Here is a 23,539-nt window from a genome sequence, read left to right as displayed (position 1 = left end):
TTTTACTCCTAATTCTTTCTTTGATTCAAAGAATTTTAAACTGGTTTGAACTCCAATCGGCTCTACATGAATCCCAACTCATCTATGTGCAGGTAGTTCAGCCTGAAAAAACTAAACCTTTTATATCGTTGACATTACCTGGCACAACTCAAGGATTTTATGAAACTCCGATTTGGGCAAGAGTCAACGGGTACATTAAAAAATGGTATGTAGATATCGGAGATAAAGTCAAAACTGGACAGCTTCTTTGTGAAATCGATGCTCCTGAAGTAGATAAGGAGGTGGAACATGCTCGAGCTAAAGCCGAAATCGCCAGAATTAGTTATGAAAGATGGAAAAACCTTGCGAAAAGCAGAGCTGTATCCGCTCAAGAATATGACGAACAGAGAACTGGATATGAAGCAGCCCTTGCAGAGCTGGACAAGCTTTTGCAATGGCAGAGTTTTGAAAAAGTTACCGCTCCTTTTGATGGAGTAATCACCGCAAGGAACATCGATATTGGAACGCTTGTTGCTGGACAAAATGAGGCAGTTCAAGGCGCCCATAAACAGCTCTATCGAATTGCTCAAATCGACGTTTTAAGGATATATATTGCTGTTCCCCAAACCTACTCTTTTTCTATAAATGAAGGGATGACGGCAGAAGTTATTGTTCCAGAACAAGCAGGAAAAATCTATCTAGGAAAAGTTGTTAGAACCTCTTATGGCCTAGAAACAGCTTCACGCACCCTTCTGACAGAAGTCGATGTGGAAAACCCAGAGATGAAATTACTTCCTGGGCTCTATGTAATTGTTTCGATAAAAGTCCCAAGCGTTGCCCCTTGGACCATCCCGGTTAATTCTCTATTTATTAAGGATGGCCAACACTATGTGACAGTCATAGACGAAAATAACATCTGTCGTTTGAAAAAAGTCGAAGTCGGGAATAACGATGGTTATAAAGCTGAAATTTTAAAAGGAGTCGATCCCAAAGATCGAATCGTTTTAAATCCACCTGATGAAGCAAAAATCGAGGGCACAAAGGTTGTTGTAGTTCGCTCAAAATAAAACAATTCTACTTTTTTTCTTCACCTTAATTTTTTAATATATTTTTATATTTTAAGAACTTCATAAAATATAAATTACCAAGCTAAAGACTATTAAACCCACATTTCATAAGCATGCAAAAGACTCTTCTCCAGCTCTATTTGGAACACAAGGAGAAAGTAGCTCATAAATGGAGTTCTTATCTTAAATTTTACGATACCATTTTTTCTAACTATAAGCAGTTGCCAATCAACATATTGGAAATTGGAATACAAAATGGAGGTTCGCTTGAAATTTGGCCTAAATATTTTGAAAATGCGATCAGAATTGTAGGTTGCGATATCAACCCTAATTGCAAAAACTTACACTTTTCCGATCCCCGAATCCGGGTTGTCATTGGTGATTCTACCGAAGAAATGACAAAAAATAGAATTCTCGAGGAAGCTTCCCCTTATCATCTCGTCATTGATGATGGATCTCATAAAACTTCTGATATCATTAAGAATTTTGCACTGTATTTTCCACAGCTTGCACCCAATGGGCTTTATTTAATTGAAGACTTGCATTGTAGCTACTGGCAAGAATTTGAAGGGGGTCTATTTTATCCTTACGCCTCTATTGGGTTTTTTAAGAAGCTTATCGATATTATCAATTATCAACACTGGAAAGTCAAAATAGCCAGAAATGTATTGCTGAAAGGATTCGAAAAGCTCTATGGCATTCGATTTGAAAATGAGATACTCGGTCAAATTCATAAGATCGAATTTGTCAATTCTCTTTGCGTCATAACCAAAGCTAATGAACATGAAAATGAACTTGGAGAACCCGTTGTTGCTGGAATTGAAGCTACAGTTATTCCTGAAGTGAAGGCTTTGGGTGGGGTGGTCTCTTTTCCAGACCAAAAAGAAAATTTTTGGTCCAATGAACCTAATGAAGAACTCATAGAAGAAAAATTGGCACAAAAGCTAGTGGAAAAAGAAAAAGAAATCGAAAGAATCAAAAATTCATTGAGTTGGAAAATAACAAAGCCTATTCGTTTGTTTCAAAAGCTTTTCGACAACTCGATGAGAGAAGATCAATAAGTATTATAATGGATAATATCAAATTTAGATCGAATATGATAAATGGTGATTATCTGTGAGGAACATTCGACAGGTCCTCCATAACCCATTCCAAAGCCCGGGTACATCATGGGTCCCCAAAATGGATCCCCAAAGCCGAATGGATAGCCAAACATCCCATAACCAAACCCGCCTCCCATAGAATCATAATAGGTTTCTCGTCTTTTCTCAGTCAAAACTTTCGAATAAACTCGAATGACTCCATCAGCATGTTTGTCTCTAGCCTTATCTACGGCTTTTTTTATAGCCTCCCATTTTTCCTTTTTTACTTTTGTCCAATTATCCGTCGTTCTTTCATCCTGCAGCACACCCTTGATCCAATACCGCATGGCTGGACTACCACTTAGCCACACATCTACTTTCTTTATCCTTATTACTCTTCCTCCTGAGCCTTTTTTCATTTCTGGAGGATCAATAGGGAGGTATTCGGTGGAAGCTTTTGCGGCGTAGAAAGAAACAAAAGGAAGAAGAATGAGAACATATTTGGTGATTCTAAGAAAAATTTTCATAAGTCAATCGATCCATGGATTCATTATCAAAGAAAATCAAACTATTGAAACCGACTTGCAAAGAAAAAGTTCCTAATGAATAAAGGAGAAAATCTTTTAATAAAGAGTCATTTAATAAATTTTTGATTAGCTCCTATCCATTAATTTCTTTCGATTGGAAGAGAAACAAATATTAGATTAATTTTCCTGTAAAGACCATGGATCCGCCTTTGCATACTCCCAATAATTCCCTTTCTATAGAAGCCTATTATTCTTCGATGGCCGCTTATTGGAATCCTGTCTGTCCTTCTACTTTATTAGTTGAAAATCCGTTGGGAATCGAATTGTTAGGGAAACGTATTGTGCTAGCTCGACTAAATGGAAAAGTTGTTGCCTTCGATGACTTATGTCGTCATTTGGGGGCAGCACTTTCTCTAGGAAGAATAGAAGAGAGTCGATTCTTAAGGTGTCCCTATCATGGCTGGTTGTATAATGAGGAAGGTCGCTGTATAGAGATTCCCTCTAGACGAGGCGCACCAATTCCGAAGGCTGCTTGCGTCCATAGATATCCAGCCAAAGAATTTCTAGAAATGATCTGGGTCTGTCTTATGCCCACGGCTAAATATGAGCTGCCACATTTTACTGAGTTCGAAGATAGCTCATTTTACCAGCTCGATAACGGCAAATGGAAAGAATGTCTTTGGAAAGCTAGTCCACAGCGCATTATTTTAGGCCAACTTGATGATACCCATTTTGCATGGGTTCATCCTACTACCATTGGCCATCCAGCACAAACGGCGTCTCCTGATCACAAGGTGATAAAGGAAAAGGGGTATATCCTCTCCACTTTTAGCGTTTCTCAAAGAAAAAAAGCTCCATCTTCAGGATTCAGCACATCTTTGACTGCAAAAGAAGAGGAATTAAGCACTGTTCATTATACAGTTTCTGCTGGGCCTAATTGGGTTCACTTACGCAAAGATAACGGGAAAGGAGAAATTTGGGCTTTAATCCAACTCCTATCTCCCATCGCCTATAATAAAAGCCTTATGTTTTGGAAAATCGCTCGCAATTACGATAAGGATCCTACACATGATCCTATCTACGAAAAAATTCAATTACAAATCATGGAAGAAGACAAACGCGTCATTGAAAGCCAAAGGCCTTGGCTTCTACCTCCTATTTCTTCCAGCTTGTCTCTTTATCTTCGACCCAGTGATCTCCCTCTCATTGAATATCATAAATGGATGGAAGAAGAAAAAGTGCCTCCATTTTAAACGAAAGAAGATGTTCTTGAGCTTAAACAGCTAAGAAGATCAATGGTTGGTAGAAACTAAAATGGCACCATTTTTAGGATAAGACAACTCTCTATCTCTAGGTAAAGGCATAGATCTCTTATAATTTCTTTGTACTTCTCGAAGCGGAGCTAATGTTTTTTCAAGATCCTCAAGTAGCTGTTGCTGAATTTTCATCATTTCTCTTTCTTCATCCAAAAGAAAGGCTTCGAGTCTAGAAAAATCCCTCCAAAGAGTATCCTGCCAGTTATCAAATGCCGCCATTTCCTCTTCAAGCCTCCTTAATCCCTCTTGAACCTGAGGATCTGTAGGATTCAATGCTTTTCCATTGACAATTATTACAATCTTTTTCTTATCGCAATCACAATGAGTTCTTTGGGCAATTAGAGAGAAAGGAAATAAAAACAACAAGAGGAAAACCAAAACCTGGGCACGTTTCATTGGACTCCCCTCTTTTACCTTAGTAGAAAGTGTATTCGTTTTTCATAGATTTTCAAAAACTGAATCATCAAGAAAAATGTCGGAAAATATTCAAACCTTCCAATTGATCAAATACTGATTGATACCAGTTTTTAATCCTTTGTCTTAATAGAAGAGGGATTGATTTATCCTCTATTGCAGCAGAAGGCCTTAAAGCGGTTTTTACCAATTGCTGCATCGCTTCCTGCAAAAGCGTAGAGATTTTAATTTCATACGGAAAGAAGCTTTTTCTAAATAACTGTCCCGCTTTAGAGTCATAATAATCACTAAAATTTTGAATTTTTGCATGCATCATGTTTTTAGCAATTAAATACTTACAACTATCTTTAAGCACAGCCGACCAATCAAAAATGCCACCTGTTGAACCCGGATATGGAGTAATTGAACCTACTGCAATTACGTCCACCTTGAGTTCAACAAGAACTTCAGGAGTGATTACTTCTTTCCACCATTGCTTAATTTCTGCCCCACTATTAGCGGGCAAGTCGATAATAGTATATTCATTTTCTGCAGCTGCCTCCATCACCATATCACATTCTCTAGGGCTTCGGATATCAAGCTTCAGGCAATCGTTAAACCAGTGGCTAATGCCTCCCGCTTTCCCTGAATTTTCAAGATCCGCTTCAATCACTTGCACACGTTTTCCATTGAGTAACAACCAATCAGCAATAAGCAGCATTGCAGTGGTCTTACCTGTTCCACCTTTCGAACCCATTGACATGAAAAGATAACTTTTAAGCATGATGATTGACCAACACTGGAATCTAGCTTCTTTCCTTCAGCCAACGTAGTAATACCACAACCAACTGTCCACCCTATATATCGTCTACCGAAGTCTTATGAAAGAGACTGGCTCATAGCTCCAAAATAATGACTCCTTCATCTTATATCTTAATTCGTATTAAGAATCATTAAGCAGGACTCTCTAGCCTCCCTATCTCAAACTTGCTTATATTCTCCCCCCCTTCCACCAATACTAGCTTTTAGAAGTTGGCCTGATTTAAAGTCCAATCAATGCTTATCTGATGCTAAAGCAGGCAGATTCTACCTCCACTCTTGAGTCGCAATGCTATACTGACAGCACTCTATATAAATTGCAGGTACTTTCCAATTTATTACAAAGACAGGCCATTTAGCTTCTCCATTACTCTATAAAAAAGAAATAAATGAAGTCAACAGCTTAGGAAAAATTTAACATTTGTAACAAACCTTTTACAAGATGTTCTCTATTAAAGGGATAATCTAATAATTGTATAGTATATATAGTGTTACTTTTGAGAACCATTATCTTCTACATCACTGATAGCCTTAAGAATATTTTTTTTGAGAGAAATGGGAGGTGTTATTTTTTCAATGGATAGCTTAATAATTTGATCTAAGGGGTCTTGCTTTTCAGGAAGAAAAAACATTTTCTTTGGATTAACAGGCACACAACTTCTTTCTATCCTTTGGATTTTCTCTTTTTCCTTTCCTTAAAACCAATCTTTTTCAAATGGAATTCCTTATTACACTGAAACCTTTTTGCTATTTTGAACTTTTCTTTTTTTCTTTTCAAGGATTAAATCTCTAAGCAGTTTTTTCCCGCGGAATATTCTGGACATTACGGTGCCAAGAGGAACATTTAATATTGCCGCAATATCCAGATACGAAAGTTCATCCATGTAATATAACCAAAGGGCAATCCTATAAGGTTCGTCAATTTTCATAAGACAGTCCTTAACAAACTCACTATCTACGGCTATTTCGCCTTTATGTTCGACCACAAGAAAATTTTCCATCTCTTCTATTTCCATATACTGATAGCGTTCTTCCCTTTTTTTTGATCGAAGAAAAAGCCTATAAAGAGTTGTAAAAAGCCAATTTTTGATTCTTGAAGCATCTTTAATTCTATTTTTGTTCGTATAGAGCAAAACAAAAGTCTGTTGAGTTAGATCACACGCTTTATCTACCTGTCTGCATAGAGATAAGGCAAACCGATAAATGTCTACATAATGTGCTTCTACATATTCTTCAAATTCATTTTTACTCATATCTACCACCCTTTTTTCTAGAATATGTTGTTTGACCAAAGTCTGACGAACTAGATAGCTACTACACTCTAGGTTTTATTATTTAATAGAAGGAGAGCCTATGGCTTTTATAAAAAAGACCGAACCCCTCTCTCTGTGCCACAACCAATGGAAAGCTCTAAAATGAAGAGCGTTTTTTAAGCACCTGTTTAACACTCTTCTTCTTTTAAGAAAGAGACTTGGGTGGTGGATTAATAGGAGAATAAGAAAGAATTATTGGATTTTCTTTGATTTGATAAAGAGTTTGTAGAAGCAAATTATTTCTTTCCACAACAATAGGCAAAGAAGGAGTAATCATGGGGGAAGCCTTTTTCAAAGACTTAGACCATGCCATTTTTTTTGCTTCCTTGAATTGCTCTTTTGAGACTTTTTTACAAATAGAACAAGGATGTTTACCATCAAAAGTCATTGCCACTCCATTCTCAACCCCATAGCTAGAAGTATATTGAGAGATCATTTTCCCATAAGCAAAAAAAAGAATAAGAATCCAATGGGCACCCATAATACCGAACAAAGCCACAAGGGAGAGAACAGACCCAATTTTTTTCACTTCTTTGCTTGGATCTTCGATTTTTTTATTTTTCAAGTCAAGGCTATATTTTTCAAATTCTAACTTAAAATGACATTCTAATATTTTTATTCTAGGTTTGACTACACTCTCCTAGGACAGAATGAGCGTATTAAAATTGCTTCTCTCTTTTTGCCTAACGGTCATTACTTACTTAGTTTCCTCACAACCGTAATCCTCTCTTCCTTTTATCTAGAGGATTTTCCCAGTAAAATAGATACATGACAAAACCAATAAAAAGCCAGCCTACGAAAGCCATAAGGACAATCTTGTTCAAATGAGCAATTAAAAAAAAGCAGCTGACAATGGAAAGAATGCCAGTCCATGGCATTCCAGGGGCTCTAAAAGGGGCTACCAGCTCAGGGTATTTCTTTCTCATTACCAAAACAGATACCGAAACCATTATAAATGCTGTTAGAGCCCCAACATTCGTAAGTTCGGCGACTGTCTGAATTGGCGTAAAACCAGAAAGTAAAGCCATAATCAAACCTGAACCAAGTATAATTCGGTAAGGAGTATTGAACTTAGGATGAAGCTTTTCTAGGAATGAAGGCAAAAACCGATCACGAGACATGGCAAAAAAAATCCTGCTCTGTCCATACATATTAACAAGAAGAGCCGAAGTGATACCACCTAAAGCTCCCACACTGACAATAGATGCTGCCAGATGCTCTCCTACCTGCATTAAAGCAAAAGCGACTGGATCTTTTACATCCAGCTTCCTATAAGAAACAACTCCAGTAAGCAATAGACCCACGAGGATATAAAGAAAAGTGCAAAATACAAGAGAACCAATGATCCCTATTGGTAAATCTCTTCCAGGATTTTTAGCTTCCTCTGCTGTCGTTGAGACCGCATCGAACCCTAAATAAGCAAAAAAAATGAATGCAGCTCCTCCCATCACTCCTTTCCATCCAAAAGGCATAAAAGGGATCCAATTAGAAGGATCAATATGTCTGGAAGCAACAAAGATAAACAAAAGAATAACCAATAACTTTACACCCACAATCAAATGATTAAACCAAGCACTTTCTTTTGCTCCCTTCGAAAGTAAAAGGGACATCAAAAAGACAATTCCCATTGCAGGAACATTCATGAGCCCTCCTTCCGATGGAGCATGAGCAAATTTGGATGGAAAAGGAATTCCAAGAGCATGAAGCAGATCCACCATATATGCCGACCATCCAATCGAAACGACTGCACCTGTCAAAAGATAGGCTAAAATTAAACACCAGCCCGTAATCCATCCAGCAAACCTTCCAATCATCTTGTAGGCGTAGGTATAAGCGCTACCAGCTGAATGAATGACCGAAGAAAATTCAGCATATGAAAATGCAGTAAAAAGACAGACTATGCCTGCAAAGACAAAAGAAATGCTCAATGCTGGGCCTGCTTCCCTTGCTGCTGCTACTCCTGTCAATACAAATATTCCTGATCCAATGATCGCTCCAACCCCGAGCAAAAAAAGATCAAAGGCATTTAGCGACTTTACTAGCTTCTGTTTCTCAGCAGGTTTCGAAAGATCCATCGTTAACTTATATTTATTTCTATGCCATTGGCACAAAAAGAGTCCATTAGCAATTGATCAAATTTCAAAAGTCCTATTCTATCCCTTTAACCTTTTAAAGGATATAGTAATTGTAGAAATTTTTAGATTTTTTTTTTCCTATGTCCAATGAAGTTGTCATCAGGGAAGCAACAGATGAGGATTGTTTAAAACTCTATCTTCTTTTTAAATCCGTTGTTGAAGAACAAACTGCTTATCCTTTTTCACTTCCTTTTTCCTATGCCGATTTCCTTAATTTTTGGAATGTTCCTCCGCCAGTTTGGAGATATTGTTCCTGCCTTAACGGTATCATTGTGGGCGGTTATCTACTTAAACCAAACTTTATTGGACTTGGAAATCATATTGCCAATGCTTCCTTTTTTGTTGCCAAACCTTACCGCAAACAGGGCATTGGAGAGGCCATGGGGAAGCATGCGATAGAAAATGCAAGAAAACTAAACTTTCTAGCGATACAATTTAATTATGTCGTTAGTACCAATTATCCAGCAATCAATCTATGGTTAAAACTGGGATTTAAAATTGTAGGGACAATTCCAAAAGCTTTCCGTCATCCTATCTTTGGATGTGTCGATGTGTATGTGATGTTTAGGGAGCTTATTTAGGAAAAATTACTTTGAGAATGGATTATTTGTAGAGGCACTTTCTGTCGTTTTCTTTTCTTCAGGAGATTCCGACTTAAATGGTTGTTTTTGGATATTTTTCCACACAATTTTCCACACTTGTTGCAATATATAATAAAATAGACCCACTCGGGTAGCTTTGGAGAGCATCCATCGGAGAGAATAAAGCACAAGACCAGTCACTATTCCAATGAAGAGGCTTATAAAAAGCGTGTTTTCTTTTGAAAGATTATCGCTTACTTTTTGTAAAGAATCCAGGAATCGTATCCTAGCTTCATTCCGCCTTATTTTAACATTCTGTTTGCTATTTCTTTTATCATCCATAGAAAAAATCCCGCAAGCACAACCATAAAGGATGCACAGAGGAATGCACCTCCTATCTTTCCAACCACTGCGCTAAAAAGAAGATAAAGTCCCCATATACAATAAAGAAAACCGATAAAAAGGGAAAGAACAGAAAAGGTAAGAAGGATTAGACTTAAAAGAAGGAGAAAAATTAAGGACCAAGCCCTGTACCGGAGATAATCTATTTCTGCTTCTAAAAGCTCTATCAGTCGAACAACAAGTTCTCCTATTCCCCAAAAAGGCTCTTTTTTCCCCGTAGTTTCATCTGTTTTCTTTTCCATCAATACTTTAATGAATTACCTAATGAAATGGATACCAAGAAAAAAATGAAACTAAAAGCCCCTTTTTGAAATAAATTTTGCAAACTCTCTCTACCGTTCCTTCAGACCAATGCAAATGCGGTCATTACTCAGCAAATCCATTGGTGAGTCAGTCCTCTCTGAGAGACTAACTTCTTCAACAGAAGAGGTTAATGTTAAGATCCTCCTACAAAGTCAAATCCATCAGATTTGTTGAGAAATAAACAGGCTTTCGAGGGGCTCGTTCAAGAAATCCTCAATCTAGGCATTCAAGAAATTGCAGTTTCGTATACTATTTATACTATTTCCAGGCTGTTTTCAAGACACCATTCTTACAATTAAGGAGTGATTTACTGGGGCATTGTTTGTCCTTGAGGCGGGAACTGTCGAACTGGCTGACTTACCAGCCAATATGTTTGGAGTTCATGTATCATATCGGTCCATAAAGGAGAAATGTGAGACAAAACATCAATTTCGCCGAAAGAATTCCTTGGAAAGTCTTGGCTCATGTCAAAATGGCCACAAAAACCACTAATAGTCCTGCCTTCTGGTGTCTTAGTCAGAACGTTCACCGATGTTCTCCATTGGACTGCCACCCCACAGGGATAAACTCGGCTAGGAACCATCGTAAGGACAGTAATCTTAACAAAAGGCCTTTGCTCTAATCTTTCAGCAAAAAACTGTTTATCCCTTTCGGTAACCTGACAAATCTGTTCTTTTTTCCCACAAGAGACGAAACAGACACCAAAGAACCCTAACAAAAGAATCCCAAAAAATTTTCCTACCGTTTTGCCCATTTTATACGCTTTTTATACAAAAAGCAATTGATTCCAAAGTCATCATACATAGCAAGGAGATTTGTAGCACAATGTTGCTTTCTTTTTTCATAATTTGAGGGAAAATTTTTGTCGAATTAAGGCGTTGTTGTTGATAAATTACTGATCAAAAAAGTCAGCATTCATGGCTTCTAAAACACTAAGTAGAAAAACAGCAATCGTCACGGGGGCTTCGAGCGGTATTGGATATGCAACAGCTCTAGCCCTTGCCAGCGCTGGAGCTAATCTTGTTGTGGGAGCCCGCAGAATGGAAAGGTTAAACAGCCTCGTAGAGAAGATCGAAGCGATGGGAGCATCAGCTATAGCAATACGAACCAATGTCAGGGAACTGAGCGATGTGGATAGCTTAGTTTTAGGGGCAAAAAAGAAGTTTGGTGGTGTCGATATATTTGTCAATAGTGCAGGCATCATGCCTCTTTCATTATTAAGAAAAATGAGAGTAGCCGAATGGCTGAATATGATCGATATAAATTTTAAAGGGGCTGTTCATGTGCTATCAGCCATTTTACCGACCTTTCTAGAGCAAAAATATGGTCATTTGGTCTTTGTCTCCTCTATTGCTTCGAAAAAAATTATCCCAGGGTCTGCGATATACTCAGCTTGTTCATCAGCTATAAGAACTCTTGCCGAAGGAATAAGAATGGAACTCTCTCCATTTGATCAAATCAAAATCACCCTTGTCGAAACTGGCTATGTTCAAACCGAGCTTTTTGATTCCATCGAAGATGAAGAAATCAAACGTTCCATTACCGCTGAATTAGGTACAATATCTCCACTAAAAGCTGAGGAGGTTGCTTCGGCCATTCTTTACGCCCTTTGCCAACCTTCTCATGTGGACATAAATGAAATTGTGATGAGGCCAACAATGCAGGCATTATAAGCAGTAAAAAAAACCTTTTTTTAATGGTGCCTTACTTTTCAGCAGATTCGACTTGGTCAAATTCTTCCATAAGATCCTCACTTGAATTCTTGAGGGAGTTTTTCGTACAATTTTTTCAATTCGTGGATCTTATCCTTATGACAAACAAGAATAGCCTGTTCAGATTCGATGACAATAAGGTCATTGACACCACACAAAGCAACGAGTTTCGAATCTGATACAACAATATTTTCTTTCGCGTCATAGGCACACATTTTCCCTTTGACCCTGTTCCCTTTCTCATCTTTATCTAAATATTCCGCGACCGAAATCCAATTTCCAAGATCATTCCAATCAAATCTTGCCTCTAGTGCAAATATCTTGTCAGTTTTTTCCATCAACGCATAATCGATAGATATCTTAGGCAAACTGATAAAAGCACTTTCCCATTCTAAAGGCTTTTCAAGATACTCCAAAATAAAGTGATAAAAAGGAAAGGCCCACCGTTGGGTCTCTTCTATAAATACTTTCACCGTCCATAGAAACATCCCCGAATTCCAGCCGCAATCTCCTTCTTCGATATAACGTCGAGCTGCATCAACTGACGGTTTTTCCACAAAACGAATAACAGGAAAAAACTTTTCGCCGTTTTTTACAAAACAATTGGTTTTACCTAATTTCAAATACCCAAATCCTGTCGCTGGATAAGTGGGAGGAATAGAAAAAGCGACAATGCTTTTCGTTTCTTGAGCAAACAAGACAGCAGAGAGCAATTGGTCACGGAATATCTCTCTGTCATTGATTTTACAGTCGGCAGGCAATAAAACGACAGTTGCCTCTTCAGAATGCCTTGCCGCTATGGCTGTAGCCAGTGCAGAAGCAGCGGCGGTATCTCTTTTTTCTGGTTCAAAAAGAATTTTTTCTAATGGAAACGATGGCAATTTTTTCGCAATAGAGGAAAGTTGGTCTTTATTTGACAAAATATAGAGATTTTCTTCTGGAACTAAACCTTTGATCCTATGAATTGTCTCTTCCAGAAGCGTTTTATTAGAAAAAAAGGAAATTAAGTGTTTTGGTGTACTTCTCCTGCTTACTGGCCAAAAGCGTTCTCCACTTCCTCCAGCCAGTATGAAAACAAAAACATTGTCCACAACAATTTAAAGAAGCCTATTATAAGATATGGATTAAGAATGTCTTATTATCGAAAAGGAGAAGAAGTCAATCTTTTACTATGATTTCCTTTTTTTCTTTTATTTTTAATGGTTCTGTTACATCGAAAAAAATATTACGCATTAGAAGAGCTTGCCGTATTCCTTTATCCAGCTCAACACCTAAAGGACCGTGTTCAAACCAATTATGATCGATAAGCAGGTCTTTAGCTAAAAGAGCCTGGGCAGGAAATTCTCCTTCCTCACTACCTAATCCTACAATAATGTGGTGTCCAAAGGCTAAACGGTTCGATCGCAGAACCCCCCTCGAATCATTTCGAAAGGAACATTCGAAAGATTTGTCATATTTGGATCAATTAGAAAGCCTAAAACTCCAAAATTTAAGCTACGAATTTCTTGGTCTAAAGGATCCTTATTCTCAACCACTGGATAGGAAACAGCAACATCTAGGACATTATTAAGCCATTGTATAAAAAAACCACTGGAAGCAATCATACCTTGCGTTCTTTTTACCTGATTTCCATCAAAAATGACATCATAAGCTAAACCGCTTAAAGGAAAAAGGAATCTACAATCCTGGCTTTGATTTTCAAAAAAAATGGCTTTACCTTCCCACTGATAGAAAAGCAAAAGGCTTGAAAAATCTGGAACTATATCCCATGGCTTATCAAGGCTCACAGTGTTTGCATTTAATGCCGTTACTTTCCTAAGCTGGCCAGCTCCTTTCCCTGAAATAATAAGAGCGTCCATGCCAACAAGCCCAGGAAAAATGTTTTTCTCATTGATAGTTGTCTTTATTCCTTCAGAAGAGCCAACCGTAGAAATCAACGGTCTATCCCATGGCAGAAAATAAATAGTGACTTCTTGATTTACTGGTAAAGAAGTTCCTCTATCGATTGTTATTTTTTGTTCGCTATTCGCAATGACTTTCCTTACGAAAAATTCCCGTTTGCTCGAATGCCCCATTACTACAATTTCTTGGCCCACCAAAGAATCTTTCGTCAAAATATTTTCTTTGAAAGTCACTTCGTTACCAGAGAGGCTGGCAGTCAAAGAGGAAGATTTCAGAGCAGCTTCCCTCTTTTTTCCCATCGGAAAATTAAGATTAAAAGACAAAGCCTCCTTGTTGCCTCTACCAAATTCAGAAAATTGATTATGGGCAACATACAAATACCTCAATGGGAGAAGGCGTCTATAAAAAGAAGACTCATCGGCAAACCAGTTATCTTCAACAAAAAGTCTTTCGCCTCCTATTTCTGTGATGCAAAAGGCACCCATTGGGTTATAGAAACTATTTTGGGTAATTCGACCATTTTTTAAATGCACAGCTCTCTGTCTTGAGCCAATGATCTCACAGCCTGAAATTTCGACATTGCTAAGACTTCCTAGAGCAATAGAATAGCCCAACCCATCCACTCGATCTAATCCCCATTTTAGGATTTTCCACAAGAGACTACTTTCAATATTTTCCTTTGGATATCCATAAAAAGGAAAAAACTGTATTCGAACATTGCGAATAAAAACATCAGAAGAAGATTCTTTCAGTGGAGCTACTTTCCCTTTAAAAAGTGCTGATAGATCTTCCCAATCTCTAGAATTTCCAATAAACTCCTCATCTTTGAGGGCGGAACTATCCACAAGAACCCGTTTTGCATTTCTGATACTTATCGATAACTCTTCTAAGGAGAATTGCCCAGAGGTAAGGAAAGCGGCGCTAATAAAGTCCGCTTCTTCAAGAGGTGCATTATCCGGCCACTTGAGCCAAGAAAAATCCATTCCATCCCCTTCCAGCAAAGTTTTTGGCGGAATAAAAAAACTGCCTCTCACTTTGTAGGTTCCGGCCGGAATATATACTATGCCTCCTCCATTGGCCTCGGCTGCCTGTAAGGCTTTCCGTAAAGCTTGAGAATCATCAGCGAGCCCATTTCCTTTAGCTCCATAATCCCTGACATTAAAAATTTTATTGGGCCAAGGAGTCGCAGGAACAACCTTTAGAAAATAAGCATCACTCCATCCAGCAGGACCTCCATGACCGTTATGAACAAGTAGATCAAATTCACCAGGAGTTAGATTATCTGGAATTTTAACTCGACAACAATATTTTTCAGCTTCAATCACTTCTAGGATTATGGGCTGTCCATCTTTTTGTCCATCTTTTTTCGGGACCAAAATAACCTTCAACCGTTGTGCATCTTCTGGAGCCAATAGGATATTTTTCCCAATAATACACAATTCGGAACCTGGATAAGTTTCATCTTGCTTTAACCCTGGAAGAAGCCGAGCAGGTTGGCACCATTCTATGTGAGGTCTATTGATCAAAAATCTATTTTCAGAGATTTCTACTCCAAATATTCCTGGAGGGAAAACTGCTGGAATCTGAAATTTTATAGATTGATCAGATACCTGGATTGGAGAAACCGAAACTCGCTTTTCTTTAGCAAAAGAAAAGGGGATATAATTGGTTTTAGGATCGTCGTCAGGTACAGCCCAAAGAAATATTTCCTCTTTGGGATCAAACCCACCTCCATAGAGAACTACACCGTCAGCAGGATCAACAGGCTCTGAACTCCAAAAAACAGTCGACCGACCCAAGAGGCTCTCAACAAAAAGAAAAAGACAAATGGAAAAGATAAAGGAAATGTAAATTTTTTTTCTAACCAACTTTTCTATCCTTTTTCTTTGTCTATCAGTATTTATGATAATTTATTTATAAACAAGCTCATACTTTTTACAAGGTAACGGTGCTGCGTACATTTTCTATCTATCTTATCCTTTCCAATTAAGCTATTTTTCCTATAGCATTCAATGTTATGGAAAGAGCAGATTGCCTTGTTATCGGTGCTGGTATCGCAGGAGCTTCTGTAGGATTTCATCTGGCGATCAAAGGACTTTCTGTGATTATATTGGAAAAAGAATCTTCTCCTGGATATCATTCGACTGGAAGGTCCGCTGTGTTTTTTAGAGGAAGTCATGGCCTTCCTGCCGTAAGACTTCTCACTCAAGCCAGCAAACAGTTTTTTGAATCCCCCCTGCACCTTTTTTTTCTATTCCACTCGCTACTCCCAGAAATGCATTATTCATTGCAAGAAAGGAAAAAAAGGATTTTTTGGAAAGGTGGTTTAAGGAAAATCAATCTGCCAATCTTTCCTTACGGAAGATCACCCCTGAAGAAGCTCTTCAAATGGTCCCAATATTAAAAAAAGAATCAGTAGAAGGCGGTTGTATCCTTGAGAGCACCGGAAAAGACATTAATCAACCAAAACTCTTGCAAGGATATCTTGAAGGAGTCATCCAAAGCGGTGGGAAAATCCATTATAAGGCTTTTGTCCAAAGGATTGAAAAGCAGCGGACGGAATGGGTAGTAGAGGCTAGTGAAAAACTTTTTCAAGCTCCACTTCTCATTAACGCAGCTGGAGCTTGGGCTGATGAAGTAGCTTGCCTTGCCTCAATCAAACCCTTAGGGATCGTTCCAAAACGAAGAACGGTTATTACTTTTGATCCACAGCCAAATTATTCCGTTCAGAATTGGCCAATGGTTCTTGAAATCAGTGAAGAATTTTATTTCAAGCCTTATTTTCAAGAAATCTTAGCTTCTCCAGCAGATCGAACCCCATCGATTCCTTGCGATGCAAAACCAGAGGAATCAGATTGTATCCTCGCCATCAAACGGCTAGAACAAGCCACTACCATTAAGATCGATAAAATTAACAGAAAATGGGCAGGTCTTCGTTCGTTTGTAGATGATGAGCTCCCTGTCATCGGTTTTGATCCTGGAGAAAGAGGCTTTTTCTGGGTTGCTGCTCTTGGTGGCTCTGGAATTGAAACTTCCCCAGCCGTTGGTGAAATGGCCGCCTGTTTAGCGACAAACTATAAACTGCCAGAGTATTTCTCTTCTTATAACATAGATCCGGAAAGGTATTCCCCCGCCCGGATAAAATCTAAAAGAGGCATTTAAAATTTAGCAACTAACTTTTGTGCCTAAAAGTGACAGAAACAGGGATAGCCACTTTGGATGAGCTGGCCAACCGGGAGCAGTGACCAGATTCCTATCCACAATGGCTTCTTCAAATCCGGTTGGGACAAAGCTTGCTCCACTGAGCTCGACTTCTGGCCCAACAGCGGGATAAGCTGTCAAGCGATAGCCTGAAAGAACTTTTGCTGCCGTTAAAAGTTGTATGCCATGACAAATGGCTGCCACCGGTTTTTGCTCGTCAAAAAAATGACGCACACATTCGATCACTTTTGGATAAAGTCTGAGATACTCTGGAGCACGACCTCCTGGAAGCACTAGAGCGTCATAGTCCATTGGTACAACTTTTTCAAAATCAGCATTCAGCTCAAAAAAATGCCCCTTTTTTTCAGAATACGTTTGCTCGCCTTCAAAATCATGAATCGCTGTTTGTACCTTTTGTCCTTTGCTCTTTCCTGGACACACAGCAAAGACTTGGTGGCCTATTCCCAAAAGAAACTGAAAGGGAACCATGACTTCATAATCTTCAGCATAATCTCCAACAATCATCAGAATTTTTTTTGAGCCATATGCTTTTATACCTTCAGAAGATCCTTTTCTTTTACTTCAAGCAGCTTATCAACCTTTTCTATATAGAGATCGGTTAATTTTTGGATTTCCTTTTCTGCTCGTTCTACTTCATCCTCACTGATATGTGCTTCTTTGCCTAATTTCTTTAATTCCTCCAGACTATGCCGGCGAATGGCCCTAATTCCAACTCTGCCTTCCTCAGATATTTTTCTAGCCACTTTGATAAGTTCCATTCTTCTTTCCTCTGAAAGCGGTGGAATAGGGATTCTAATTATTTTAGCATCCACCACTGGATTAAAGCCAAGCTTCGATTCCTCGATTGCTTTACGTATAGCTTCTACCAGGGTCAAATCCCAAGGCTGAACGACTAGCAAATTAACATCTGGAGCCGTAATGGCTGCCAGATCTTTCAGTTTCATATGCGTCTCATAGGCTTCAACCGAGATATTCGATATCATTTCAGGATTAGCCTTCCCAGAACGTAACGAAGCAAGCTCCATCCGTGTTTTCTCTACAGATTTTTCCATTTTATCTTCCGCTTCCAACAGCACATCGTCGATACTCATAAAGACCCTCAATAATCGCGTATCCAAAATAATAACAAAAAATAAAGAAAAAAACCAAGCTCTATCATCATATTTAGCTTTTCCCCTTATCTGAGACCAATGTTCCAACAGGAGCGCCACAAACTACCGCTTTAAGATTTCCAGGTTTAAACATATCGAAAACTATAATTGGAATACGATTATCCATGCATAAAGAAAAGGCTGTGGAATCCATAATGGTCAGTCGATTCTGTATGGCATCCAGATAAGTTAATTGTTCGTACCTTTTAGCCTGTGGATTGATTTTTGGATCACTATCATAAACTCCTTCAACCTTCGTCGCTTTGAGAATAACTTGCGCTTCTATTTCACTTGCACGCAGAGCAGCGGCCGTGTCCGTGGAAAAAAAGGGATTCCCTGTGCCCGCTACAAATATAACGATCCTTTTCTTTTCCAAATGTCTAATCGCTCTTCTTCGAATAAAAGGTTCAGCAACGTTTTTCACTTCGATAGCCGTTTGCACCCGTGTGGGAATCCCTAAATGTTCTAGGGCTCCCTGCAATGCCAGCCCATTAATAATGGTCGCAAGCATTCCCATGTAGTCAGCAGTGGATCTATCGAGGAACTCCGAATGAGAGGCCATCGAGCCCCTCCAAATATTGCCTCCGCCAATAACAATTGCGATATCAACACCTAAACTATAAATCTCAGCAATTTGATACGCAATTTTACGGGCAACCTCAAGATCTAAATGTTCAGTCTCTCCAGATAATACTTCTCCACTCAATTTTAAAAGAATCCGTTTATAAACCGGCGATTGTCTCACTCCGTCAAAAAATTCCATATATTTTTCTACCTTTCTCAAATTATGTCATATTTCTAAAGATGAAAAGAACGTGGTTGAAAATGTGGTCAATACCCTTTGCATTTAGGTTTTCTTAAGGGATCCTTTTGCAGTCTTCTTTTTTTGTTTCTTTAAAGAAGGAACAACAGGAAAGTTAGCCGTATCTTCTTTACCGTTTTGCAACCTCCTTTTCAGTTCTTCAATTTGATCCCGATAAAGAGCAGCTTTTTCAAATTCAAGCCTTGCAGAAGCTTCCACCATTGCTGCACTCAATTCTTTTATCATTTCCATATAATCCGCACTCTGCTCGATCTCTTTCAAATGGGGTTCTTTGGCTTCTGACCGAATCAGTCCATGCAGACTGACAAGCTCTTTAGCCTTTACACTTCTTGGGGTAATTCCATGTTCCTGGTTGTATAAAAGCTGCTTGTTTCTACGGTATTGGGTTACAGAAATGAGTTTTTGAATCGATTGGGTCATGACATCAGCATAAAGAATAACTTTACCATTTTCGTGTCGGGCGGCTCTTCCAGCAATCTGAATTAAGGATTTCTCTGACCTTAAATACCCTTCCTTATCCGCATCTAGAATGCACACAAGAGAGACTTCCGGCAAATCGAGCCCTTCTCTTAAGAGATTTATTCCAACCAACACATCGAAATCTCCAGCTCTTAGACCACGTAATATTTCAACTCGTTCTATGGCATCAAGTTCAGAATGAAGGTAACGAACTTTAAAGCCAAGATCCCTTAGATAGTCGGCTAAATCCTCCGCTGTTTGCTTAGTTAATGTTAATACAAGAACCCTTTGTCCATCCTTTATTCGATTATAACTTTCTTTGATAACGTCATCTATTTGCCCCTCAAGGGGACGAACTTCCACTTCGGGATCTAACAATCCAGTAGGTCTGATGATCTGTTCAACGACTTTGCCTTTGGTTTTTCTTAATTCATACTCCCCAGGAGTAGCTGAAACATAAATCACTTGACCTATTTTTTGCTCAAATTCTGTGAAAGATAGCGGTCTGTTGTCTAAAGCAGAAGGCAATCTAAAGCCGTGTTCAACAAGCGTTCTCTTCCTTGACATATCCCCTTCATACATCCCCTGAATTTGAGGGATTGTGGCATGACTTTCGTCTATGACAGTCAAAAAGTCCTTAGGGAAAAAATCGAGTAAAGTGTATGGAGCAGAACCTGGAGCTCGCCCGCTTAAATGTCTACTGTAATTTTCTATGCCGCTACAAAAACCAAGTTCTTCAAGCATTTCTAGATCGTTTTCCGTTCTTAGTCTCAGTCGCTGCGCTTCAAGCAATTTCCCTCTAGACTCCAACTCCGCGATGCGCTCATCGAGTTCCTGTCGGATCGATTGGATCGCTTTTCTTAATTTCTCAGAGGTCGTCACAAAGTGACTTGCTGGAAAGATTAACTCCTTTTGGAGCCGGCATACACTTCGACCTGTAAGCAATTCGAATTCGGTAATACGATCGATTCGATCTGCAAAAAATTCGATTCTCAGTCCCTTATCTGGAGAGACATGGCAGATTTCGACAACATCACCTCTGACACGAAACTTCCCTCGGGTTAACTCTACATCGTTTCTTTCGTAGAGCATCTCGACAAGCATCGCTAGAAACTGGTTTCTTGAGAGATTCTGGCCAACTTCAACCTGGCAACATAAGCTTTCGTAGTCTTCTGGAGAACCCAAACCATAAATGCAGGAAACACTGGCAACAACAATGACGTCACGACGAGTCAGCAGAGAATTGGTCGCAGAAAGCCGAAGTCTTTCGATTTCTACATTCACACTCGAGTCTTTTTCTATGTAGGTATCAGTGCTCGGAATATATGCTTCTGGTTGATAATAATCAAAGTAGGAAACAAAATATTCAACCGCAGCCTCAGGAAAAAACTGTTTGTATTCGCTGTACAACTGCGCAGCTAATGTTTTATTATGACAGATGATTAGGGTAGGTCTTTGGACTTTTTCAATACACTTAGCTATTGTAAAAGTTTTGCCTGAGCCCGTTACACCTAAGAGCACCTGATGTTTTTTCCCGGCCTCAATTCCAGCCGCCAACTCTTCAATAGCTCTTCCTTGATCGCCACAGGGTTCAAATGGTGAGACCACGCGGAACTTTTTGTTTAGAGCTTCTGCCAACATAACTAAAATGGGGGAAAAAAAATCATCAATTAGTCAAAACTTCATGCCCCTTTCCAGGAGTTTCCTTGCGCGACTCCCTAAGCATTGCGCAAACTTCCCAATCAGATAATTGATTAAAATTTTCATACCATTGGCCCACCCCATAAAATTCTTCTGGAGTCATTAACACAACGACCCTATCGGCTATTTTCTTCATTTCTTCATATACATAAGGAGGAGCCACTGGTACGGCTACTATCAATTCTTTAGGCGCTAACTTTCTTATTGCTGCAACAGCGGCTCTCATCGTCGAACCGGTGGCAATACCATCATCCACTAAAATGATAGTCTTATTAGTCAAAGAAAGTGCAGGGAGATCCTTCCGATAAAGATTTTCTCGTCTATGCAATTCTAGCAGTTCCCGAGCGGTGACTTCTCTAATCGTTTCTTCATCTATGTTCAAAGAATTTATTACGGATTGATTTAAAACCTGTATCCCACCAGAAGCAATTGCTCCCATTGCCAGTTCCTCTTGCCATGGAACTCCTATTTTTCTGACAACAAAGATATCCAATGGAAGCTTCAAGATGTTTGACATAGCAAACCCTACTTCTACTCCTCCTCGCGGTAAAGCTAGAATAACCACATCCGATTTGCCACCATACTCGAGAAGTTCTTCGGCCAAAAGCCTACCAGCTTCTTTTCTATCTTGAAAAATTCTATAAGGCATTTTTTTTAATGTAGAACAAAGAATTTTTCTTTGCTACTCTTTTGGTTGGTTTTTTCTTTATTGCTTACTCCCTCCATACAACGCATAATGGAGTGAGATATAGAAAATTATTAATGAGCCATTTAAAGTTCTCCTAGGGCTTTTTTAACAGCAAGAGCATTGTCTGCCGCCCAACCCATGGTCGAATTGTTAAAAAAGATATAGACTTCTTTGGCTCCTTTGTTGACGAGCTTTTTAGCTATCCTCACTATTTCTTGGATTTCTTCATGGTTATAGAGATAGGAAAACCATTGTTTGCGCCCATGTAATCGCAAGTAGCCGATCGATGAAGTTAGTTCGGGCTGCATTTTCAAAAGAGGAGAATCGGCAACACAATAGACCGCTTGTTTTGCCTTCAAAATTGCTACAAGAGATGCAATGTCTGCTTTGGTTCTAAATTCTACAGCCACTTTCTTTGGATCAGGAAATGCCTCTATGGCAATCCGAAGCCGTTCTGGTTCAATAGGAAACTTAGGAGAAAGTTGAAGCAAATACAAACCGATTTTTTCCTCTAATACTCCAGAATCATTGCAAAACCGCAAAATCAGATCATTGACATTATTAAGAAGCCGGACATGACTAATAAGCCTAGGAACCTTCAAAACAAAACGGAAATTGGTTGGAGCCCTTTTTGCCCAATTTTCATAGGTAGATTTTGGAAAAAATCTATAGAAAGTGGCATTGACTTCAACGGCATCAAACCGAGAACAATAATATTCAAACCATTTTGATTGTGGCAAATCCTCAGGATAAAAAGATCCTTTCCAATCCAAATAGTTCCATCCGGAAGTCCCCACCCAATATTTTATTTTTTCCATCGATTTTAGCTCATATCCATTGAAAAAAAATACTCACCCATGTTACCGCATGTTTATTTCCTTAGGGGGTTCTCATAAAAAAAAATACGACATCACAGAGTTAAAACCAACCAGATTAAAAATTAAAAGGATCAAACAAAAGGATTTTGTCTTTCCTCCGGTGGAAAGGAAACGGAAATAAATTCATTTTTTGTATCTACCCCAACCACCTGCAGTTTCCCATGGTTGGCGGAAACGAAGATACCTTGACCTTTCTCATAAAGGATATCACCGACAATAACTCTACCACCACAAAAAAAAAGATATAAAAAAGAGGCTCCATCCATGTGGTAAGCGTAGAACTGGCCAGCCTCAAGTTCAATTCTTTTGATAGCAAAGTAATTTTGCTCAACAGAAATTTCTTCTGGGCTAAGAAGTTTTGGGTTATTGGGTTCAAGTGAGACAGAAAGGACAGATTCCCAATAATGGAGTTGCCTCAAAGAGCCATTCTCATTTGGTCTTTCCCAGTCGTAAATCCGAAAAGTTGTATCTGAATTATCCTGGATTTCTAAAATAAGGTTTCCTTCTCCAACCGCATGGATCTGACCAGAGAGTACTAATATTCCATGAGAATTAAAGGTGGGAATACGATTTAAGTACTGAATAATAGCTTTTTTCCCGATAAGTTCTTTTAGTAGATTTGGTGAGATGGCCTGTTTGAACCCAAGATATATGGAAGAGCCAGGAAGCGTAGTTAGGAAAAACCAAAATTCAGTTTTTTTCTCCCACCCATATTTAGTGGCTATTTTTTCCCCAGGATGTACTTGAATGCTTGTTGGCAATCGACAATCCAATATCTTAACGATCAAAGGAAAACGTGTCGTGGGTGGAGCATTCCTTCCAAAAATCTCTTCTTTTTGGTTCACCCACAAATCATGAAGATTACGCATTGAGTAATAAGGGCTTTTGAGAACACTAATTTCTTCATCCCTATCAACTAACTGCCAACTTTCGCCAATAAGTTGGAAGGACTCCAAGTCCCTTCCAGCTACAAATTTGTTGAGCAATCCTCCTCCCCATATTTTTTTTTTGTATATAGGGTGAAATTGAAAAATACCCATGAGAATAAACAATGGTTGAATTAGATTAAAAAAATAAATAGATTGA

The 23,539-nt window shown here is 38.8% G+C and carries 24 protein-coding genes; 7 read left to right on the top strand and 17 right to left on the bottom strand.

All coding sequences use genetic code 11. The features are described from left to right. Positions 1-20: 20 nt before the first annotated feature. Both kam1_RS02505 and kam1_RS02500 read left to right on the top strand, forming a co-directional pair. Positions 21-1,046 (top strand): efflux RND transporter periplasmic adaptor subunit, encoded by a 1,026-nt coding sequence (locus tag kam1_RS02505; RefSeq protein WP_244946135.1) that lies wholly within the window; start codon positions 21-23, stop codon positions 1,044-1,046. A 113-nt stretch (positions 1,047-1,159) separates the two neighbouring features. Continuing rightward, a complete protein-coding gene (locus kam1_RS02500; protein WP_039721249.1) occupies positions 1,160-2,107 on the top strand; it encodes a class I SAM-dependent methyltransferase in 948 nt (315 codons plus the stop codon). Here kam1_RS02500 and kam1_RS02495 read toward each other — a convergent pair. After that, a complete protein-coding gene (locus kam1_RS02495) occupies positions 2,101-2,655 on the bottom strand; it encodes a hypothetical protein (RefSeq protein ID WP_039721250.1) in 555 nt (184 codons plus the stop codon). The two genes, kam1_RS02500 and kam1_RS02495, sit on opposite strands and share 7 nt — an antisense overlap. Before the next feature lie 197 nt (positions 2,656-2,852). Between kam1_RS02495 and kam1_RS02490 the strand changes: the two genes are divergently transcribed. Next, positions 2,853-3,908, top strand: coding sequence for an aromatic ring-hydroxylating oxygenase subunit alpha (locus kam1_RS02490; protein WP_039721251.1), 1,056 nt, complete (start codon positions 2,853-2,855; stop codon positions 3,906-3,908). A gap of 39 nt (positions 3,909-3,947) precedes the next feature. On the opposite strand, the gene kam1_RS02485 is transcribed toward kam1_RS02490, so the two are convergent. The 5 genes from kam1_RS02485 to kam1_RS02465 all read right to left on the bottom strand — a co-directional run bounded on the left by kam1_RS02485 (position 3,948) and on the right by kam1_RS02465 (position 8,571). Beyond that, complete coding sequence (locus kam1_RS02485; RefSeq protein WP_039721252.1) at positions 3,948-4,367, bottom strand: hypothetical protein; 420 nt, start codon at positions 4,365-4,367, stop codon at positions 3,948-3,950. A gap of 67 nt (positions 4,368-4,434) precedes the next feature. After that, entirely contained in the window at positions 4,435-5,127 is a 693-nt protein-coding gene (locus tag kam1_RS02480) for a nucleotide-binding protein (RefSeq protein WP_244946134.1), read from the bottom strand. A 784-nt stretch (positions 5,128-5,911) separates the two neighbouring features. Then, on the bottom strand, positions 5,912-6,436 hold the full coding sequence (locus kam1_RS02475) for an RNA polymerase sigma factor (RefSeq protein WP_079254248.1): 525 nt from the start codon (positions 6,434-6,436) through the stop codon (positions 5,912-5,914). A 205-nt stretch (positions 6,437-6,641) separates the two neighbouring features. Continuing rightward, positions 6,642-7,061 (bottom strand): hypothetical protein, encoded by a 420-nt coding sequence (locus tag kam1_RS02470; RefSeq protein WP_039721255.1) that lies wholly within the window; start codon positions 7,059-7,061, stop codon positions 6,642-6,644. 145 nt (positions 7,062-7,206) lie between these two features. Next, complete coding sequence (locus tag kam1_RS02465; RefSeq protein WP_039721256.1) at positions 7,207-8,571, bottom strand: amino acid permease; 1,365 nt, start codon at positions 8,569-8,571, stop codon at positions 7,207-7,209. 140 nt (positions 8,572-8,711) lie between these two features. Here kam1_RS02465 and kam1_RS02460 point away from each other — a divergent pair, with 140 nt between their 5' ends. Further along, on the top strand, positions 8,712-9,212 hold the full coding sequence (locus kam1_RS02460; RefSeq protein ID WP_052250461.1) for a GNAT family N-acetyltransferase: 501 nt from the start codon (positions 8,712-8,714) through the stop codon (positions 9,210-9,212). 302 nt (positions 9,213-9,514) lie between these two features. Here the strand turns inward: kam1_RS02460 and kam1_RS02450 are convergent, their stop codons facing one another. Further along, a complete protein-coding gene (locus kam1_RS02450; RefSeq protein WP_039721258.1) occupies positions 9,515-9,856 on the bottom strand; it encodes a hypothetical protein in 342 nt (113 codons plus the stop codon). Between the two features lie 368 nt (positions 9,857-10,224). Beyond that, positions 10,225-10,671 carry a hypothetical protein gene (locus kam1_RS02445; RefSeq protein WP_039721259.1) on the bottom strand — a complete coding sequence of 149 codons (447 nt, stop codon included), beginning with the start codon at positions 10,669-10,671 and terminating at the stop codon, positions 10,225-10,227. Between the two features lie 163 nt (positions 10,672-10,834). On the opposite strand from kam1_RS02445, the gene kam1_RS02440 reads away from it, so the two are divergent. After that, on the top strand, positions 10,835-11,590 hold the full coding sequence (locus kam1_RS02440; RefSeq protein WP_039721260.1) for an SDR family oxidoreductase: 756 nt from the start codon (positions 10,835-10,837) through the stop codon (positions 11,588-11,590). A 77-nt stretch (positions 11,591-11,667) separates the two neighbouring features. Here kam1_RS02440 and kam1_RS02435 read toward each other — a convergent pair whose 3' ends face one another. After that, positions 11,668-12,720, bottom strand: a complete 1,053-nt coding sequence (locus kam1_RS02435; protein ID WP_039721261.1) for a mannose-1-phosphate guanylyltransferase — start codon at positions 12,718-12,720, stop codon at positions 11,668-11,670. A gap of 297 nt (positions 12,721-13,017) precedes the next feature. Next, a complete protein-coding gene (locus kam1_RS02430; RefSeq protein ID WP_244946133.1) occupies positions 13,018-15,399 on the bottom strand; it encodes a glycosyl hydrolase family 28-related protein in 2,382 nt (793 codons plus the stop codon). 149 nt (positions 15,400-15,548) lie between these two features. Here kam1_RS02430 and kam1_RS10985 point away from each other — a divergent pair, with 149 nt between their 5' ends. Then, positions 15,549-15,935 carry an FAD-dependent oxidoreductase gene (locus kam1_RS10985; protein ID WP_276507645.1) on the top strand — a complete coding sequence of 129 codons (387 nt, stop codon included), beginning with the start codon at positions 15,549-15,551 and terminating at the stop codon, positions 15,933-15,935. Beyond that, entirely contained in the window at positions 15,845-16,693 is an 849-nt protein-coding gene (locus kam1_RS02425) for an NAD(P)/FAD-dependent oxidoreductase (RefSeq protein ID WP_276507644.1), read from the top strand. The genes kam1_RS10985 and kam1_RS02425 overlap by 91 nt, the downstream gene beginning before the upstream one ends. Before the next feature lie 3 nt (positions 16,694-16,696). Here kam1_RS02425 and kam1_RS02420 read toward each other — a convergent pair whose 3' ends face one another. From kam1_RS02420 to kam1_RS02390, 7 genes are all read right to left on the bottom strand, one after another. Next, on the bottom strand, positions 16,697-17,257 hold the full coding sequence (locus kam1_RS02420) for a DJ-1/PfpI family protein (RefSeq protein ID WP_143958216.1): 561 nt from the start codon (positions 17,255-17,257) through the stop codon (positions 16,697-16,699). A gap of 26 nt (positions 17,258-17,283) precedes the next feature. Next, positions 17,284-17,844, bottom strand: coding sequence for a ribosome recycling factor (gene frr, locus kam1_RS02415; protein WP_039721383.1), 561 nt, complete (start codon positions 17,842-17,844; stop codon positions 17,284-17,286). A gap of 73 nt (positions 17,845-17,917) precedes the next feature. Continuing rightward, a complete protein-coding gene (gene pyrH / locus kam1_RS02410) occupies positions 17,918-18,667 on the bottom strand; it encodes a UMP kinase (protein ID WP_039721265.1) in 750 nt (249 codons plus the stop codon). 84 nt (positions 18,668-18,751) lie between these two features. Beyond that, positions 18,752-20,827: an excinuclease ABC subunit UvrB gene (gene uvrB, locus kam1_RS02405; protein ID WP_039721266.1), complete on the bottom strand. Its 2,076-nt coding sequence runs from the start codon at positions 20,825-20,827 to the stop codon at positions 18,752-18,754. A gap of 25 nt (positions 20,828-20,852) precedes the next feature. After that, the gene (locus kam1_RS02400; RefSeq protein ID WP_039721267.1) at positions 20,853-21,536 is read right to left on the bottom strand and encodes a phosphoribosyltransferase; all 684 of its coding nucleotides are present in this window, start codon (positions 21,534-21,536) and stop codon (positions 20,853-20,855) included. Between the two features lie 122 nt (positions 21,537-21,658). Further along, positions 21,659-22,393: a DUF72 domain-containing protein gene (locus tag kam1_RS02395; protein ID WP_052250462.1), complete on the bottom strand. Its 735-nt coding sequence runs from the start codon at positions 22,391-22,393 to the stop codon at positions 21,659-21,661. Positions 22,394-22,524: 131 nt separating this feature from the next. Next, on the bottom strand, positions 22,525-23,493 hold the full coding sequence (locus tag kam1_RS02390; RefSeq protein ID WP_143958215.1) for a type I phosphomannose isomerase catalytic subunit: 969 nt from the start codon (positions 23,491-23,493) through the stop codon (positions 22,525-22,527). Positions 23,494-23,539: the final 46 nt, after the last annotated feature.

Origin of the sequence: Methylacidiphilum kamchatkense Kam1 (assembly GCF_007475525.1) — a bacterium.
GTDB classification, from domain to species: Bacteria; Verrucomicrobiota; Verrucomicrobiia; order Methylacidiphilales; family Methylacidiphilaceae; genus Methylacidiphilum; species Methylacidiphilum kamchatkense.
This window is presented reverse-complemented; position numbering and strand designations above follow the sequence as displayed.

Bases quoted from the DNA above. Each gene is read 5' to 3' on its own strand.
- kam1_RS02500 (WP_039721249.1), top strand. From the start codon at position 1,160: ATGCAAAAGACTCTTCTCCAGCTCTATTTGGAACACAAGGAGAAAGTA.
- kam1_RS02495 (WP_039721250.1), bottom strand. From the start codon at position 2,655: ATGAAAATTTTTCTTAGAATCACCAAATATGTTCTCATTCTTCTTCCT.
- kam1_RS02490 (WP_039721251.1), top strand. From the start codon at position 2,853: ATGGATCCGCCTTTGCATACTCCCAATAATTCCCTTTCTATAGAAGCC.
- kam1_RS02485 (WP_039721252.1), bottom strand. From the start codon at position 4,367: ATGAAACGTGCCCAGGTTTTGGTTTTCCTCTTGTTGTTTTTATTTCCT.
- kam1_RS02480 (WP_244946134.1), bottom strand. From the start codon at position 5,127: ATGTCAATGGGTTCGAAAGGTGGAACAGGTAAGACCACTGCAATGCTG.
- kam1_RS02475 (WP_079254248.1), bottom strand. From the start codon at position 6,436: ATGAGTAAAAATGAATTTGAAGAATATGTAGAAGCACATTATGTAGAC.
- kam1_RS02465 (WP_039721256.1), bottom strand. From the start codon at position 8,571: ATGGATCTTTCGAAACCTGCTGAGAAACAGAAGCTAGTAAAGTCGCTA.
- kam1_RS02460 (WP_052250461.1), top strand. From the start codon at position 8,712: ATGTCCAATGAAGTTGTCATCAGGGAAGCAACAGATGAGGATTGTTTA.
- kam1_RS02450 (WP_039721258.1), bottom strand. From the start codon at position 9,856: ATGGAAAAGAAAACAGATGAAACTACGGGGAAAAAAGAGCCTTTTTGG.
- kam1_RS02445 (WP_039721259.1), bottom strand. From the start codon at position 10,671: ATGGGCAAAACGGTAGGAAAATTTTTTGGGATTCTTTTGTTAGGGTTC.
- kam1_RS02440 (WP_039721260.1), top strand. From the start codon at position 10,835: ATGGCTTCTAAAACACTAAGTAGAAAAACAGCAATCGTCACGGGGGCT.
- kam1_RS10985 (WP_276507645.1), top strand. From the start codon at position 15,549: ATGGAAAGAGCAGATTGCCTTGTTATCGGTGCTGGTATCGCAGGAGCT.
- kam1_RS02420 (WP_143958216.1), bottom strand. From the start codon at position 17,257: ATGATTGTTGGAGATTATGCTGAAGATTATGAAGTCATGGTTCCCTTT.
- frr (WP_039721383.1), bottom strand. From the start codon at position 17,844: ATGAGTATCGACGATGTGCTGTTGGAAGCGGAAGATAAAATGGAAAAA.
- pyrH (WP_039721265.1), bottom strand. From the start codon at position 18,667: ATGGAATTTTTTGACGGAGTGAGACAATCGCCGGTTTATAAACGGATT.
- uvrB (WP_039721266.1), bottom strand. From the start codon at position 20,827: ATGTTGGCAGAAGCTCTAAACAAAAAGTTCCGCGTGGTCTCACCATTT.
- kam1_RS02400 (WP_039721267.1), bottom strand. From the start codon at position 21,536: ATGCCTTATAGAATTTTTCAAGATAGAAAAGAAGCTGGTAGGCTTTTG.
- kam1_RS02395 (WP_052250462.1), bottom strand. From the start codon at position 22,393: ATGGAAAAAATAAAATATTGGGTGGGGACTTCCGGATGGAACTATTTG.
- kam1_RS02390 (WP_143958215.1), bottom strand. From the start codon at position 23,493: ATGGGTATTTTTCAATTTCACCCTATATACAAAAAAAAAATATGGGGA.